Source organism: Calyptranema fuscum S582, assembly GCF_055793305.1.
In genome coordinates, this window is record NZ_JBSLYH010000022.1 from 104,005 (window position 1) to 119,230 (window position 15,226).

The window sequence follows — 15,226 nt, forward strand, 5'->3', positions numbered from 1 at the left end:
GCAATGTCAGCAATTGTCGCTTCTATTGGCGTTGAGGCTGAGGCTGAGGCTGTGAATTGGACATGGGGTCAGCGACGTACTCAAAGTTTTCATCTGAGTTCCAGGGACCGCGTTCATCCTTGCCACCATTGGAAGACAGATTGAAGTACAGATCAACAGTTTCGTCGGGTTGAATGTTGCCAAAGAAAGGATCATCCAGTTTGCCCAACGATTCCAGCGCCTTCATGAACATCTTGGTATGGGAAATCTCCCGTGTTAGCAGATGGACTAAAGTTTGTTTGGTTTCTTCGTCGGTTGCCAGTTTGATCAGTTCTTCATACGTTTGGCGTGCGCCCGCTTCTGCGGCAATATTTGCTCTCAGATCGCGAACTACGTCTCCGCCTTCATTCAGGTAGCTAGCCGTCCAGGCACTGCCCTGGCTGTCGAGGAAGTGAGGTCCCACGCCGCGCACGGCAAACAGCGTGCTTTTGAATGCTTCAGTTTGGTCAACATTTTTGGTATGTCCTTCGATCAATTTACCGACCATTTCAAGGTGGCTAAATTCTTCGATGGCAATGTCTTGCAGCATATCGCGAATGCCTGCATCTTCAACATGGAAGGATTGCACCCAATACTGCAACGCCGCAGATAGTTCGCCCGTGGCACCACCAAATTGTTCCAGCAACAACTGGGCATAACGGGGGTTCGCCTCTTTAATATTGACGCTGTGGATAAGTTCTTTTTTGTGGAAAAACATGATTCTTTTTCTGCTGCGAGGGTGATTGCTAAAGCGTTTCAACTAAATTGAAACTGCCTCAATGAGCCTTCTCATGCTAGAAAAAAGAATTTGCTAAAACATTAGCCCTCAGGTTGACATCTACAACAGCTTTAGGCGTACGGCTATTGTTATATGCCTAAAGATGAGGATGGGGTGCAAGACCCTGCCATTGGTTTAGACCCCAGATTACAGATCACAGATTACAAATCATAGAGAAGTTTGTCCCCTTACAGTTCTAACCCAGGTAGATGTAGTATCTTTGGCAACTTAAACCTATGCAGGAGAAAAACAGGGTAAGGATCGTGAATTTAATAAAACCCAATTCTCTTTGAGAGAGCGACGGCGGAGCCGTCGCTCTCTCAAAGAGAATTACAGGTTAATTCATTTGTGATCCTAAGCTTTTTTTCTCTTGCATCCGTCCTGTTTATAAGGTTGTAAGGAGTATGTGTAATGACTGAGGTGCTGATCAAGGGTGGTCGAATTGTCACGGCGGTAGATGACTATAGAGCAGATATTTTGGTCAAAGACGGACGAATTGAAGCGATCGCCCGTGAAATTAACTCCGACACTGCCATCTTGCATGATGCAACGGGATTGCTGGTGCTGCCGGGTGGCATCGACGTTCATACTCACATGGAATTTGAGCTAGGAGCAGCGCAAACGGTCGATAGCTTTGAGACAGGAACGCGATCGGCAGCCTTTGGAGGGACGACGACGATTGTCGATTTTGCGCTTCAGAAAAAAGGGGAAACGCCCAAACAAGCCCTCGATCGACGGCTGGCTACGGCTGAACCCCAATGCTGCGTAGACTATGGGTTTCACATCATTCTTACCGAGGTCACACCCGCTTCTTTAGCGGAATTGCCCGACTTGATCAATCATGACGGCATCTCCAGCTTCAAAATGTTTATGGCATACCCCGGTGTGTTGATGGTGGATGATGCCGATATCTTCCGGGCTATGCGAGCAGTAGGGGCAGATGGCGGCATGATCAACCTCCATGCCGAAAATGGGGGAGTGATCCAGGTGTTAATCGAAGAAGCGCTGGCACAGGGCAACACGTCGCCCAAATATCATGCCCTCACCCGTCCCCAAATCATGGAAGCAGAAGCCACCCATCGGGGTATTCGATTGGCAGAGTTAGCTGAAATGCCCGTGTATTTTGTCCATCTCTCTGCCGAAGAAGCACTGGATTCCGTCGTCGAAGCACGCGATCGCGGTATTCCTGCGTTTGCTGAAACTTGCCCCCACTACTTATTTTTGACGATCGAAGAATACGATCGCCCTGACTTCGAAGCGGCTAAATATGTGATGACACCGCCTTTACGTCCTCACACCTGCCAACATGCTCTCTGGCGCGGACTCCGCTTTGATGATTTGCAGATTGTCTCTACCGATCACTGTCCTTTCTGCTTCAACGAAACGCCCTATGGCGTCTACAAATCTAAGCAACTGGGCCGAGACAATTTTGAAAAAATTCCCAACGGTGCGCCCGGTGTCGAATTTCGCATCCCGCTGTTGTATGACGGGGGTGTAAACACCCACAAAATTACGTTGAATCGCTTTGTCCAACTGACTTCGACCGCACCCGCGAAGATGTTTGGGCTATTCCCCCGCAAGGGCACGATCGCCGTAGGGAGCGATGCGGATCTGGTTCTCTTTGATCCCAACAAAGCCCATACGCTTAGCGCCAGCAGCCACCATTCCAACGTAGATTATTCGCCCTACGAAGGACGACCCGTGGTAGGCAAGGTTGAAAAAGTTTTCTTACGGGGAGAGTTGATTGTCGATGGCGATCGCTGGCTGGGTCAACCCGGCAATGGCAAATTTCAGAAACGCTCTGCCTCTGGCAGAATTTTGGGATAGCCTGGATTTCTCAAACGCCGATCCTAAAAGGCGAAGTATCTGCGCGTGTTTCATATCGAACCCTTGGGTTGCAGTCATGAGTTATAGCCCTTCAGAAAATAGCCCACCTTCTCTAACCCAAGGGTTTGAAAAGGATGAGATGGCGTCCCTCCATACCTTCAAGCAAGAATATGGGGACCATTTTTATAGTGTCCTGGTCGAGCAATACAAACTCTATGTTGAAATGCACGATCGCATCAGCGCCAGACGCAGTCAAATGAACAGTTTCTACATTTCTCTCTTGTCTGGCTTATTGCTGATTCTCTCAATTGCCATCGACAAAAATGTCTTTTCCCAGGCTCAACGTTTGGTGATTGCAGCGATCGGACTCTTGGGCGTAGTGCTATGTATTCTATGGACAATCTATATCCGATCTTATGCTCGTCTGGTTTGGCGCAAGATTCAAGTCATCCAAGACATGGAACGCGTTTTACCCTATCCCTGCTATGGTCAGGAAAATATGTTGAGGGAAAAAGATCTGAGAAATAAACTCATCTACATGCGTCATACGGCTATTGAACAATACACCGCCCTCACCTTCGGTGTGCTCTATTTTGGGTTGTTTCTCTATGCAGCGCTCGATTTCCTTTAGTCGGGATCGGAACCGTCGAGACGGTTAAATCATCAGGTTGTGTGAGAACCCGCGCGGAACGCGGGTTCTCACACAACCCTTGTCTTGATCAACCCCCTCAACTGCTGTATTAAGCAATCGTGGTTTATCTTGTTTCTACCCTAGCTTTTGCAAAATTCCCGGTTGTCTCAATGCCTGCACAGTAGCGCTGCCCGTACAAAATAAAACGGTCGTGATCTCTGCTATCAGGGCATTGACCAATTCATCTAAAGCCGCTTCTGATTCAGCCGCCGCTTGTAAAAATGGAAAGGCTAACCCTGCTATATCGGCACCCAGGGCGATCGCCTTGGCAGCATCTAAACCATCCCGCAATCCTCCAGAAGCAATTAACGGAATATCAGGGGCGATCGCCCGAATACTACTGACACAGTCTGCGGTCGGAATACCCCAGTCAGCAAACGTCTTACCCAGCCGCCGTTGCAATGAATCTTTTGCCCGTTCGCTCTCTACCCGTGCCCACGACGTACCTCCGGCTCCAGCCACATCGATCGCACTCACTCCCAACTCGATTAACCGCTTTGCCGTTGTTGCCGAAATACCATTGCCGACTTCTTTAGCAATCACCGGCACGGGCAATGTTTCGCAGAGCATCGCAATTTTTGCCAGCAATCCCCGAAAGTTAGTATCCCCATTGGTTTGCACAATTTCTTGGAGCGGATTTAAATGCAAAATCAGCGCATCTGCTTCCAACCAATCAATGACTCGCAAGCATTCATCGATGCCATAGCTATAGTTCAACTGCACTGCACCGAGATTGGCAAACAGCAAGATGTCGGGTGCAACCGAACGCACTGCAAACGTAGATTTGACATCTGGATTTTCGATCGCCACCCGCTGCGACCCGACCCCCATCGCAATCCCATACTGCTGTGCTGCGATCGCAAGGCGATAATTAATCATCTGAGCAAAGTCGGTGCCACCTGTCATCGAAGAAATCAACAGGGGTGCGCCTAGAGATTTCCCCAGAAATGAGGTTGTTAGATCAATATCCCGGCGATCTAGCTCTGGTAAACAGCAATGCGTAAAGCGATAGCGTTCCAGACCACTCGTGGTTTGATGGCACTGCACATCTTCTTCCAAACAAACCCGCAAGTGATCGGCTTTACGATTTTGGGTGACAACTGACTGCTCAGACGGCAGTTTCACAGAGGAGGGAGTAGTCGGTGAATTGGGTAAAGAATTCGTCGGTAGGTTCACAGCTCAAGCATCTAAATATCGCACGGTTGATTAAGGATCCCAAACTAATTAAACCCCGGACGTTTATGTTTGGAAGCGCGGCGGAGCTGCGCTTCCAAACATAAATCTTCAGTTTTATTAAATCCACGATCCTGAGGGTAGTGTTTCAAATTTGTTGTGAATTGTTAGGAAAGGCTCGGAGTGCGCCTTTTCTAACAATTCACGACAGATCTCAAACATCACCGATTAAGCTAGTGTGCCATGAGACGGGCTTTCTCCTGATCTGCGATCACAATGCGATACAGAAACGAGCGGTCTGAAGTTGGGCGCAAGGCAACGCCTTACGCCCAACTTCAGACCGCTCGTTTCATTTATGGGTGACTCTATGGATGGTGGATAAATCGACCTGTCATTGGTTTTGCGAGAGCGACGGCGACGCCGTTGCTCTCGCAAAACCAATAGAGTTGGCGATTCTAAGCCACGCCCGTCATTTTTTCGATCAGCCGTTGGACAATTTGCATCCCGGTCACCGCTTGCCACAGAAATAACCCCAACAAGGTGACGTTAAGGAAAATATGACTGTAACGTGCCCAGTTCAGTCCTTTCTGCATGTAAGGGGTCAGAGCAGCAGCAGTTGCAATCAATCCGGTCATGCCTAAGCCCACCAGCAGATGCGATCCTAAGAACAGTTTGCCATTGTTAATGTAGGTGACAGCCATGCCACCCAGGGTGCCCAACACCATCAAAGCCAATAAGATCGACCCAATCTGGTGGTGGCGAATATTAAATTTGCCTTGAATCAATTGCTTTTTAACGTCGCCTTCTGCGGCTCGGGTACGACGAATCTGAACGCCCAGATATAAAGCATAGATCGTGAGTGCCAACAACACCCACATGATCAGCGGATGACCAAATTGGCTGTAGACTTTGATAGATTCAGGGATTTCGAAACTCATAACCGTTTTAATAACTCATCGGCAACTTCATAAAAGTTAGCACAAAGGCTATATTTTTTAATGTAATTTCTGTAGCTAATCTCAAAAAATGAGAATTCGTCCCTATTCTTAACGCTTAAATTCAACCTATCCGTTGGATGTCACTATGCCCAAAAGGTCTTCGTCTTCGTCTCCCCTCGTAGATCCCAAAGCGCTCCGGTTAGAACGCTTACGCAATTTCAGTCGGTTGATGGACGAGGCGATCGCCATTCCTGGAACCAACTATCGCATTGGCTTAGACCCCATCATTGGTCTGATTCCGGGCGGCGGTGATACGGTTGGGCTAATTCTCTCCGCGTGGATTGTGATTGAAGCAGCTCAAATGGGAGCCAGCAAGTCAGCCCTGGGGCAAATGGTTCTCAATATTGTGTTAGAAACGCTGGTTGGTACGGTTCCCGTCGTCGGTGACGTGTTTGACGTTGCCTGGAAATCGAACTCCAAGAATATTCGCCTACTCGAAGATCATTTGCAGGTGCCTGAGGTCGGTCGTAGCCGCCGCCGCAATCGGGGGTTTATTGTCGTCTTTATCTTAGGGACAATTTTGGCGATCGCTTTAATTTTGAGCGTTTCCTTTCTGGTTGTGCGCTGGCTGACTCAGATCCTCACCTGAACCCTGACGGGGTAATCCTAAAAAGGAACGATTTTTTGTTTCGCGGGCGACGCCTGCGAAACAAAAAATCATTGCATGAATACTACGATCCCTGACGGTATTGATCTCCTGCAAGGGGTGCAGGGTTGGGATGAGGGTTGTGGAGTTACCCGATTTTGATAGCGGAATGGCTGGACTTTACCAGGGATTTATCAATAATCTAAGCTGTAATCTGTGCCTAGACACGCTTGCAACCTTGATACCCAATCCCTGTATCATTGGCGGTGTCAGCCATACGGGTTTCTGAAAGTTCATAGCAGAGGGTAGCGATTCAATTATTTTTTTAAAGTATTAAAAAACTCATCTTTTATGTCAGGAAGATGGGCTAGAACGGATGAAGAAATGAATGAATACTGGCTCAAATTTCCAGGGACTCAATCAGGATCGTGGACTTGATCAAATCTGCCACTTTGAACTGTTGGGGGAACTAAAGGAGGTAAAACCGTTCGTAAAAGTCTGAGTAGAAATCCGCAAATTTTTAGATCGGGTGTTAACCTATTTATCCTTAATCTATAGCAATCTAATGTCTCCAGCGAGCTGTCGTCAGGAGCTATCGCCGTGATTTCAGGGTTATGCACTTTTCTCGTTTCATCCTGACCTGTCTGTCCATGCTATAGGTTTGATCTGTGAATGAACGTAGAATTGCGGGAATTCTAAACTATCTCCCGACAATTTTTAAGGCAAGGTTAATCCATGCGATCGCCTCTTAAACCCTAATTCTTCCGTCTAAGAGACTATCTAACCTCTCTAATCTCTACAGAACAAACTCAAACTATGCCTAAGGACTTTTGTTTTTGTACGCTGGCAGTCGGCAAACGGTATCGCACCCACGCCCTGTTTCTTGCACAAGACATTCAACAACACTCGCCCGAAACGCTGTTTGTCATCTTGACAGACAAGCCCAGTGATTTTTCTCAGTGTCCCAATGTCCTGGCAGTGCAGCATCATCTAGAGAGCATCAAAGGCTATCACGATAAACGGTTTGCGGTAGAAAAAGCATTGAGTTTGTTTGAAACTTGTATTTTTTTAGATTCTGATGTCAGGCTCTTGGGTGCCTTTCCAGAGGATATTGAATGGCAACCCGGAATTACAGCACGGCATGGTTGTGGTATTCTCAAACACAATACTCGCAAAGCAGGCTTAAAAGAACTTACTATCATCGAAGATATTGCAAAGACGCTTCATCTCAATTTGCAAGAAACCAAGTGGATTCATGAGTTCTTCTTCGTAGTTAGAAAAGATAAGGGTATCGAAGCCAGTTTCCTCAAACAATGGGGAAAAATAGCAATGTACTTTGAAATGAATGGGGTCTATGATGGCGATGGCAACGTCATCGGCTTAGCGGCTAGCCAGACTCAATTCCCTATTCGACTTGATTCGGTCGATCGATTTCAATTCTTTAAAGACAACATTGAAAAAGAAAGAATCAAGAACAAACAGGCAAACCCTAACGAGAAATTGGACTACTTCAAAGCGCATCACAGTATTGAATATCCCCACTTGTTTTGGGTGCAAAAGGTATTGAATAAAGGGCTGAAGTATCTGAAATTTCAGTATCGCTTACTCAAGCTCCGCATTCAAACACTACGAAAACCATTGGTGCTTTGGCATACTGAAACCTTACCCCATGCCGGAACCCTTGATGAGGTTGAAAGTCGAGCATGAAGCTGTTCTATCACAAAGTACCGGATGGCACCCAAAATTTCGGTGACGATCTCAATCCCTGGCTCTGGGATCGCCTGATTCCTGGCGTTTTTGATCACGATGAAACAGCAACGTTTGTTGGCATTGGTACATTAATTAATAACAAACTCCCTGCTCGCATACGGCACGCCAAAAAAAGAATCATTTTTGGCACAGGGGTTGGCTATGGCAATGGCTTACCCGAAATTGATGAAACATACAAAATCTATTGCCTCCGTGGTCCCCTATCGGCGCAAGCGTTGGGGGTTTCACCCGAATTAGCTGTCACCGATGGCGCAGCCTTGATCCGAAAAGTGTTTCAGGCTGATACTGCCAAAACTCATCGCTTTGCTTATATGCCTCATTTTGAGCTGGCGGGCAACGCGTGGGAACTGGTTTGTCAAGATTTGGGGTTTGGCTATATTGACCCACGCGGGTCTACCGAAAGCGTATTAGCTCAGATTAGCCAAACAGAAGTCTTGTTGACCGAAGCGATGCACGGCGCAATTATTGCGGATGCATTGCGAGTGCCCTGGATTCCGATTGTCAGCCATTCAAGCATTTTGTCGTTTAAGTGGCAGGATTGGTGTGCATCGGTAGGGGTCGAGTATCAACCCAGCCAGATTCAGCGATTGCATCATCCCCGCAAGCAAGTAGATGCATTAGCTCCAGTCCGCGCCATCCGCGATTGGTCGAGGCGAAAGTCGGCAGCTTCAGCCCTGAAACAGTTGGCAACCCAACAGCGTCCGTCACTCAGCTCCGATCAACGGATTGAGGCAGTCACAGAACTGTTGTATGAACGACTTCATCAATTCAAAGATGATTGCAAATTGGGTTGTTTTAGACAGATATAGCAATTGACTGCTTAATTAGGACGGTGATTTATGAATGTGCAGGTGAAACCTTTGGTTTCACCTGCACATTCATAAATCAGCAGCGTCAGCTAAAGCTCAACGGCTCTGGCGTTCAGGGCAGCGGCAGCCAGGGGATCGTGTGACGTTAAAATCACGGCACCTCCGTGTTGAGTAAATTGATTCAATACGTTTAGCATCAATGAAAGGGAGTGGGGGTCTTGACCGACAACAATTTCATCGAGCAGACAAATCTGAGGTTGTCTTGCTAATACCGCTCCTAATGCCAATCGTCGTTTCTGCCCTTGCGATAGCGCTTGGGGATGTTTGTCAGCGAAATCATGCAAATTTAGCTCGGTCAATAGGGCTTCGGCAAGACTGGGTGAAACGCCAGATTGCAAGACTTCCGACCGAACACTATCGGCAAAAAGCTGGTGATTGGGATTTTGCAAGACAAAGCCAATCTGTTGAGATCGCTGAATCACACTGTGTTGGGTGATATCCTGTCCCAGTACTTCAATCCTCCCCGTCGTTGGTTTGAGTAACCCGCTCAGGAGTTTGAGTAAGGTGGTTTTACCACAACCATTGTCTGCTTTGAGAAACAGAGTTTCTCCAGGATTGATGCTTAAATCGGGAAATGCTGGATATCCGCCCCAACTGAGTTCTCGGGTGCAGAGTACAGGTGTTTGAGAGAGGATGGGAGTTTGATTCATGGGGTTTGCCCCATCAGTCACGGGTAGCGATCGCCAGCCTTCTTGCAACTGCCCATCGACAAAATAAAAGGCGCGATCGCAAATCTCTTGGACAACATCCAGCCGATGTTCGACTAATACAATCGATTGCCCTTGCTGAGCGCGATCGCGCAAAAGTTTTACCAACAATGCCACCCCCTTGGCATCTAAATAAGCCAGCGGTTCATCTAACAACAAAACGGGTTGCCCGATTGCCAGCATGGCACCCAACACCAATCGTTGCTTTTGTCCGGCAGAAAGTTGAGAGATCGACCAATGCCGCTGAGCCTGTAGCCCAAACTCATCCAATGCATGATTCACCAGTGTCGGAATCTGTGCTGAGGAGATATTCCAATTTTCTAAGCCAAACACAATTTCTTCGGAGACGCGATCGGTAAAAATCTGGGTTTCTACATTTTGCAACAAGGTGCAGAAATGACGCGATCGCTGTCGTACAGACCACTCATTGATCTCTTCTGCGGCATAGCGAATGCTGCCTGTGATCTCGCCCCCTGTATGAATCGGAGCAATACCCGCTATACAATTCAGCAACGTACTTTTGCCACTGCCTGTTGCACCGGCAATCAGTACAATTTCACCGGGATAAAGCTTGAAATTCACCCCTGTAATCGTTGGTTGCGATCGCCCAATATGCCGAAAGGATAAATCGACGACTTCAATGATGGGTGCCAGTGCTGCCATTTAGACCCTCCATTCTACCCATCCCACTACCCCCATCAACAGGGCTGCGCCCAGCATTACCACCGTGTCTTGAAACTGCCAGCGCAACGGTTTTCCAATACTGCGGGGTGCATCTGGATCATAGCCGCGTGTTTCTAACCCGACCGTGACATCATCGGCATAGGCAACGATGCGAAAAATCAGGGGCATCAGCAATCCAGAGAACCAATGGATTGGTTGTCGGGCAAGATCCACCCCCCGTAATTGATTGGCGTCGATGATCCGTTGGGCTTCTTGTTGAATCAGTGGGACAAAACGCCAAATCAGCATCAAACTCAGCACCAGAAAACCAGGTAAACGAATTGTTTGTAGCGCCGTGACCAAATCTCCAGGGGGGGTACTGCTGGCAAGTAACGGCATCGGCAGCAAAAGGGCAATCAGTCGCAATGCGCTCACAATCGACGTCTCTAAGTCGCGCAACCAGGTCGAAAGTACGATAAATGCAAGCAGGGCGATCGCACTATACAGTAAGAATTTGAGCTGAATTCGCACATAAATCAACGAGAACAGCAACAATACCCCCACAAACACCGCCAATGATGGGATTTCGTGGAGAAATAATGCCAGACTTGTGAACGCCAAACACAGCAAAATTTTTAGTAACGGATTGATCTGGCGCAAAAACAGACGATCAGACGTAGTGGAGTTAGAGGTCAACATCCATCTTCCCGGCTTTTCTCAACTGCTGGATGGCTAATTCACCCAGCCACCAACCCACTGCTGCCCCCACGCCAGCGGCGATCGTCAATGCCATCAAAACAATCGGTTGGGTGACTAATTCTAGAAAGGGATCTGCCTTTTCACCTTTGATCAAGTAGGCACCCAATAACAATCCGCCTAAATTCGCACTGGCAAAAAATAAAACATTGCCCAGCAACCGATTCCACTTACGGCGATAGTTGCCGACCAATATCATGACGATCTCCGTGACTGCCACCGTTGCTGCCAGATAGGCTGTAATCACCGGAGAAATCAACCCCAACAACAACCCCAAGGGCAGAATCATTAACGCTACACTGCCGCGACGTTGCAACCGTGCCATCCCCAAGGTCATAAAAATGCTACCAAACGGTGCCCAAGCCAGAAGTTGCAAGCCCGTTGGCGCAAAGGGACCGACAATCACGACGGAAATCACCATGCCAATGGTCATGAAGGCAGCGAAGACATAATCGCGTAAGCGCCAAGAATTTCCCATACCCCGCCCCCTGTTGAATCGCCCTGAATAGTCTAGCTGGATTGAACCGTATGTTTCGCACACGGTTCAACCTAAATTCCAGGTACAACCAATTTGAATAGTTAACATATTGTCATGCTACCTCAGAGTGAGGACTCACACGCAAGAAGCTAGAGAGCGGCGATCGCCTTTGTATAATCAAAATCATATTCCGTTTGACACTCATCATCCAGAGATTCTGACTGCTCAAAAGGTATCTTACTCATCATCTTTACGCTCTCTGAGCGATAGAGTGTAGGGTTAAGAAGAAAGACAATGACACTTCAGTGGGGGACGGATGGCATATAGCGACTTTACCCTTGCCAAGGCGAAAAATACGTTTGGCTTAACCCTCAACGAAACTCAAAATCTGTTTCGAGCGATCGCAGGCGTGTTGCCCTCCGACTTATTATCGCGGGTGTTAGAGGAAAATTTATCGTTGGCGACCGCCATCAACAGTGAAAAAGCTCGGTCTGAGTTTTTGATTGCGCCTGTTTTGTCAGAGGTCAGACGGCAATTAGACTATCGTATCAGTTTGTTTTCAGGCACAGAATTTAATGTTGATCCGGCTCAAAGTCTGATTGGGTTTTGCGATTTTATTCTCAGTGCATCCCAGGAACAGTATTTCATCAGTGCCCCTGTGGTTACCATCATAAAAGCTAAAAACGAAAATATTATTGCCGGTTTGGGACAATGCGTTGCGACAATGATTGCCGCTCAGATCTTTAACCAGCGTGCTGGAAACGATATTGCCTGGATCTATGGTGTGGTTACGAGTGGAACAAGTTGGAAATTTTTGACCTTGCAACAAAACACGGTTTGTATTGATGCCATCGAATATCACATCAGCCAGATCGATAAAATTTTAGCCATCCTATTGCAACCACTACAAACATCGATTCTGTCTACGTCTTAGGATCACAAATTCATTAAAACCTAGAAGTTTGTGGTTGGAAGCGTGGCGTCGCCGCGCTTCCAACCACAAACTTCCGGGTTTATTAAATCTGCGATCTTTAAGGATCTTCTAGGGTTGGAGTTGATTCAATTTATTTTGAGCAAGTAAAAGTAACTCTTGGGCGTCTAGATAAACGGTTGTGCCATGGTCTACTCGGCGCAGTTGATTGATGATGCCCTGCAACTGACTAATCACTCGATTGCGATCCTGGTTTGCCGGATCGGTAGGGGTTGAGGCTTGCAATTGCTCGATCTGCCGTTGGGCTTGTTGAAAGGCTATGACTGAGTCTGCTTCCGTTTGGCGACGAATTTCGATTTCTCCCAAATTCGTTTTATATTCAGCCAATAGTTTTTGAGCTTCTGCATAGCCGCTCAAATCATCCTGAGGAATGCGTTCTAACCGTGCGATCGCATCTTGCCATAGGTCTTTAACCTGTTGCCATTCTTCGACGGAGTGGGGTGGATTTTGTCCGGCTTGGGCAGCTTTCCAGGAAAATTGTCGAGCCGCTTCAATCAGGGTGGCAATGCGTTCATTTCCGGCTGCCAGTCCAACGGTTGCTTGAAATTCGCGTTGATAGGCAATCAATTTTTGCTGCGCGGTTCTGCCTGCCAGGGTTTGACCCGGGATGAGTTCTAGTTGGTCGAGAGCCGATTGCCAACTAGCGATCGCCGCTTGTTTATCGACTGAGGTTTGGGCGTGTTGATAGTCCTGTATGGCTGCGGTCAGGGTTTGCTCGGCTGTAAATAACGCATTTTGGGCATTCTTTTCTTGAAAGGCTTTGACTTCCAACTCGCCTACCCTGGCACGGGCACTGTTGAAACGGCTATAGCTAAAGCGCCAGTCATACCACCAATAGCTATAGTCAGGAAAATCGTTTAGAAACCAGATGGGTAATGCATCCAGGCTCTCTTGGGCTTGTTTAGCTTTGAAGGCACCCAGTTCGATATCGGCAGCACTGGTGGGTTGGCTAATTAACTGATTGGCTTGTTCTACCAGTGCAATCGATTCGCGATAGTGGTGGTCAAAGCTCATATAGCTGGGTAAGAGCAAAATCGGTGCTGTGCGGGCAACGGGACGCCGAATGATGGGGTAGGGCAAATTGACGAACCACAGGGTAGCAATGGGTAGTCCGAGCAATACCGTAGCCCAGATCAGCCTGTTGAGCACTTGTCTGCGGCGTCGGGGAATCGACGTGGGATACAGCGGATAGGTGGCACTGTAGTGAGATTGCGCTGCAATTTCTTGTTCGAGTTCAGTCAGGGTTTTAGGACGAATTGCGCCCGGTGGTGTAGGTGCCGTAAGTTGGCTCTGGGAAGAAACCGGAGCGATCGCACCTGACTGAGATTTGGGACGAAACAAACGGAGTGAGAGCTGGCGAAAGAAACCCATACGTTGCACTGAAGCATCCTGCTTAGGATACCCAGAACCAATCCGACTAATCCCAATTCATTCACCACAGCAATTTTTCATTGCTAAGGAATGGGAATTAAATAACTCCAGTGATGTGTTGTACGGGCGAACGGCCGTTCGCCCCTCCAGACGATTCAATATTCGATCTTATTCAATCCACAATCCTAAGCCACAGATTTTTGTTGTGTGCCGCGCTTTGCGCGGCACACAACAAAAATCTAACCCTATCCAAGAGAACCGTTTTGGTGTGGCGCGGCGGAGCCGCGCCACACCAAAACCAGAATTTTTTGAAATAGCAGATCCCCTCATTGTTTTCGATAGAACGACAAGATCATAAGTCTGTGATCTAACAGGTGATGCCGGGGCAGGATAGACCATAATGATGTGGAGAATGGGGATTTTAGGATGAAACATTTGGTGACGGGCGGGTCTGGTTTCTTGGGCAATTTGATTGCACGGCGACTCTATGACCGGGGCGAATCGGTCAAAATTTTGGACATTTGGGAAGATCCAACCCGACCTCAGGGTATTGAATTTATTCATTGTGATATTTGCGATCGCTCAGGTGTTGCCCAGGCAATGCAAGGCATTGATGTGGTGCATCACAATATTGCCCTTGTCCCCTTGACCAAGTCGGGTGAAAAGTTTTGGCAGGTCAACGTAGAGGGTAGCAAAATTGCCGCAGAAGAGGCAGCCAGAGCCGGAGTCAATAGTTTTATCCATATGAGTTCGAGTGCCATTTTTGGCATTCCTGGAACCGCTGCAATTACCAATGAAACACCGACACGTCCGGTTGAAATTTATGGCAGAGCAAAGCTAGCAGGCGAATTAGCGGTACGGGAGATCTGTCAGAAATCAGGGTTACCTTTGATTGTGATTCGCCCCCGCACAATTTTGGGAGAAGGACGATTAGGGATTTTCCAAATTTTGTTTGAATGGATTCAGGAAGACAGAAACGTTTATACCATTGGCAGTGGCAACGTTCCGTTTCAGTTTGTCCATGCATTAGATTTGATGGATGCTTACTTGCTGGCGTTGGATCGGGGGAAACCTGGAATTTATAACGTGGGAACCGATCGCTATGGCTCTCTGCGTCAGGGTTTAGAGAATTTGATTGACTATGCCGGTACATCTTCGCAGGTCAAAAGTTTACCTGTATGGCTGACGGTGGGTAGTTTGAGGATGCTGGATGTGCTGGGCTTGAGTCCTTTAGCCCCGTGGCATTACTTGACCTATCACAAGCCCTTTCATTTTGATGTCAGTCCATTATTGGAATTGGGTTGGCAGCCTAAGTATTCTAACGATGAGATGTTTCGCGAAAGTTATGATTGGTTCCGGCAAAACTACAGTCGATTAGTGGCAGAAAAAGCAGGCTCCGTGCATCGACGCCCCGTTAAAGAAAAGTTGTTGTGGTTGTTGAAGCAGTTTTCTTAAAGCATTGGCTTACACTGGTACACCAATTGCTGTTTTGGGTTATGAAGCTGGGTGGGAGTGCCGCGTGGAGTGCAGCACTCCCACCCAGCTTCATA

The 15,226-nt window shown here is 47.7% G+C and carries 14 protein-coding genes; 7 read left to right on the forward strand and 7 right to left on the reverse strand.

Translation table 11 applies throughout. The annotated features are described in order from the left end of the window. Positions 1-22 precede the first annotated feature (22 nt). Positions 23-736 carry a manganese catalase family protein gene (locus tag ACR6Z4_RS16300; RefSeq protein WP_479718348.1) on the reverse strand — a complete coding sequence of 238 codons (714 nt, stop codon included), beginning with the start codon at positions 734-736 and terminating at the stop codon, positions 23-25. 471 nt (positions 737-1,207) lie between these two features. Here ACR6Z4_RS16300 and hydA point away from each other — a divergent pair, with 471 nt between their 5' ends. After that, the gene (gene hydA, locus ACR6Z4_RS16305; protein WP_479718349.1) at positions 1,208-2,623 is read left to right on the forward strand and encodes a dihydropyrimidinase; all 1,416 of its coding nucleotides are present in this window, start codon (positions 1,208-1,210) and stop codon (positions 2,621-2,623) included. A 76-nt stretch (positions 2,624-2,699) separates the two neighbouring features. After that, on the forward strand, positions 2,700-3,254 hold the full coding sequence (locus ACR6Z4_RS16310; protein ID WP_479718350.1) for a RipA family octameric membrane protein: 555 nt from the start codon (positions 2,700-2,702) through the stop codon (positions 3,252-3,254). Positions 3,255-3,389: 135 nt separating this feature from the next. Here ACR6Z4_RS16310 and fni read toward each other — a convergent pair whose 3' ends face one another. Together fni and ACR6Z4_RS16320 are read right to left on the reverse strand one after the other, a co-directional pair. Continuing rightward, complete coding sequence (gene fni, locus ACR6Z4_RS16315) at positions 3,390-4,439, reverse strand: type 2 isopentenyl-diphosphate Delta-isomerase (RefSeq protein ID WP_479718366.1); 1,050 nt, start codon at positions 4,437-4,439, stop codon at positions 3,390-3,392. Positions 4,440-4,942: 503 nt separating this feature from the next. After that, positions 4,943-5,425, reverse strand: a complete 483-nt coding sequence (locus tag ACR6Z4_RS16320) for a DUF4079 domain-containing protein (RefSeq protein ID WP_479718351.1) — start codon at positions 5,423-5,425, stop codon at positions 4,943-4,945. A 145-nt stretch (positions 5,426-5,570) separates the two neighbouring features. On the opposite strand from ACR6Z4_RS16320, the gene ACR6Z4_RS16325 reads away from it, so the two are divergent. From ACR6Z4_RS16325 to ACR6Z4_RS16335, 3 genes are all read left to right on the forward strand, one after another. Next, on the forward strand, positions 5,571-6,074 hold the full coding sequence (locus ACR6Z4_RS16325) for a DUF4112 domain-containing protein (protein WP_479718352.1): 504 nt from the start codon (positions 5,571-5,573) through the stop codon (positions 6,072-6,074). A gap of 813 nt (positions 6,075-6,887) precedes the next feature. Continuing rightward, positions 6,888-7,778, forward strand: coding sequence for a hypothetical protein (locus ACR6Z4_RS16330; RefSeq protein WP_479718353.1), 891 nt, complete (start codon positions 6,888-6,890; stop codon positions 7,776-7,778). Then, on the forward strand, positions 7,775-8,650 hold the full coding sequence (locus tag ACR6Z4_RS16335) for a polysaccharide pyruvyl transferase family protein (protein WP_479718354.1): 876 nt from the start codon (positions 7,775-7,777) through the stop codon (positions 8,648-8,650). Before ACR6Z4_RS16330 ends, ACR6Z4_RS16335 begins: the two co-directional genes overlap by 4 nt. 89 nt (positions 8,651-8,739) lie before the next feature. Here the strand turns inward: ACR6Z4_RS16335 and ACR6Z4_RS16340 are convergent, their stop codons facing one another. From ACR6Z4_RS16340 to ACR6Z4_RS16350, 3 genes are read right to left on the reverse strand one after another with little or no spacing between them, the layout of a single operon-like run. Further along, positions 8,740-10,080, reverse strand: coding sequence for an ABC transporter ATP-binding protein (locus ACR6Z4_RS16340; RefSeq protein WP_479718355.1), 1,341 nt, complete (start codon positions 10,078-10,080; stop codon positions 8,740-8,742). Further along, positions 10,081-10,779, reverse strand: coding sequence for an energy-coupling factor transporter transmembrane component T family protein (locus tag ACR6Z4_RS16345; protein ID WP_479718356.1), 699 nt, complete (start codon positions 10,777-10,779; stop codon positions 10,081-10,083). Beyond that, complete coding sequence (locus tag ACR6Z4_RS16350) at positions 10,766-11,314, reverse strand: hypothetical protein (RefSeq protein WP_479718357.1); 549 nt, start codon at positions 11,312-11,314, stop codon at positions 10,766-10,768. The genes ACR6Z4_RS16345 and ACR6Z4_RS16350 overlap by 14 nt, the downstream gene beginning before the upstream one ends. Before the next feature lie 316 nt (positions 11,315-11,630). Between ACR6Z4_RS16350 and ACR6Z4_RS16355 the strand changes: the two genes are divergently transcribed. After that, complete coding sequence (locus tag ACR6Z4_RS16355; protein WP_479718358.1) at positions 11,631-12,248, forward strand: hypothetical protein; 618 nt, start codon at positions 11,631-11,633, stop codon at positions 12,246-12,248. A gap of 108 nt (positions 12,249-12,356) precedes the next feature. On the opposite strand, the gene ACR6Z4_RS16360 is transcribed toward ACR6Z4_RS16355, so the two are convergent. Then, the gene (locus tag ACR6Z4_RS16360; RefSeq protein WP_479718359.1) at positions 12,357-13,676 is read right to left on the reverse strand and encodes a hypothetical protein; all 1,320 of its coding nucleotides are present in this window, start codon (positions 13,674-13,676) and stop codon (positions 12,357-12,359) included. 426 nt (positions 13,677-14,102) lie between these two features. Here ACR6Z4_RS16360 and ACR6Z4_RS16365 point away from each other — a divergent pair, with 426 nt between their 5' ends. Beyond that, the gene (locus tag ACR6Z4_RS16365; RefSeq protein WP_479718360.1) at positions 14,103-15,131 is read left to right on the forward strand and encodes an NAD-dependent epimerase/dehydratase family protein; all 1,029 of its coding nucleotides are present in this window, start codon (positions 14,103-14,105) and stop codon (positions 15,129-15,131) included. The last annotated feature ends 95 nt before the right edge of the window (positions 15,132-15,226 follow it).

Excerpts from the sequence above, each read along its gene's own strand:
- ACR6Z4_RS16345 (WP_479718356.1), bottom strand. The coding sequence starts at position 10,779 with ATGTTGACCTCTAACTCCACTACGTCTGATCGTCTGTTTTTGCGCCAG.
- ACR6Z4_RS16320 (WP_479718351.1), bottom strand. The coding sequence starts at position 5,425 with ATGAGTTTCGAAATCCCTGAATCTATCAAAGTCTACAGCCAATTTGGT.
- ACR6Z4_RS16310 (WP_479718350.1), top strand. The coding sequence starts at position 2,700 with ATGAGTTATAGCCCTTCAGAAAATAGCCCACCTTCTCTAACCCAAGGG.
- ACR6Z4_RS16340 (WP_479718355.1), bottom strand. The coding sequence starts at position 10,080 with ATGGCAGCACTGGCACCCATCATTGAAGTCGTCGATTTATCCTTTCGG.
- ACR6Z4_RS16330 (WP_479718353.1), top strand. The coding sequence starts at position 6,888 with ATGCCTAAGGACTTTTGTTTTTGTACGCTGGCAGTCGGCAAACGGTAT.
- ACR6Z4_RS16325 (WP_479718352.1), top strand. The coding sequence starts at position 5,571 with ATGCCCAAAAGGTCTTCGTCTTCGTCTCCCCTCGTAGATCCCAAAGCG.
- ACR6Z4_RS16300 (WP_479718348.1), bottom strand. The coding sequence starts at position 736 with ATGTTTTTCCACAAAAAAGAACTTATCCACAGCGTCAATATTAAAGAG.
- ACR6Z4_RS16360 (WP_479718359.1), bottom strand. The coding sequence starts at position 13,676 with ATGGGTTTCTTTCGCCAGCTCTCACTCCGTTTGTTTCGTCCCAAATCT.
- hydA (WP_479718349.1), top strand. The coding sequence starts at position 1,208 with ATGACTGAGGTGCTGATCAAGGGTGGTCGAATTGTCACGGCGGTAGAT.
- ACR6Z4_RS16350 (WP_479718357.1), bottom strand. The coding sequence starts at position 11,314 with ATGGGAAATTCTTGGCGCTTACGCGATTATGTCTTCGCTGCCTTCATG.
- ACR6Z4_RS16335 (WP_479718354.1), top strand. The coding sequence starts at position 7,775 with ATGAAGCTGTTCTATCACAAAGTACCGGATGGCACCCAAAATTTCGGT.
- ACR6Z4_RS16355 (WP_479718358.1), top strand. The coding sequence starts at position 11,631 with ATGGCATATAGCGACTTTACCCTTGCCAAGGCGAAAAATACGTTTGGC.
- ACR6Z4_RS16365 (WP_479718360.1), top strand. The coding sequence starts at position 14,103 with ATGAAACATTTGGTGACGGGCGGGTCTGGTTTCTTGGGCAATTTGATT.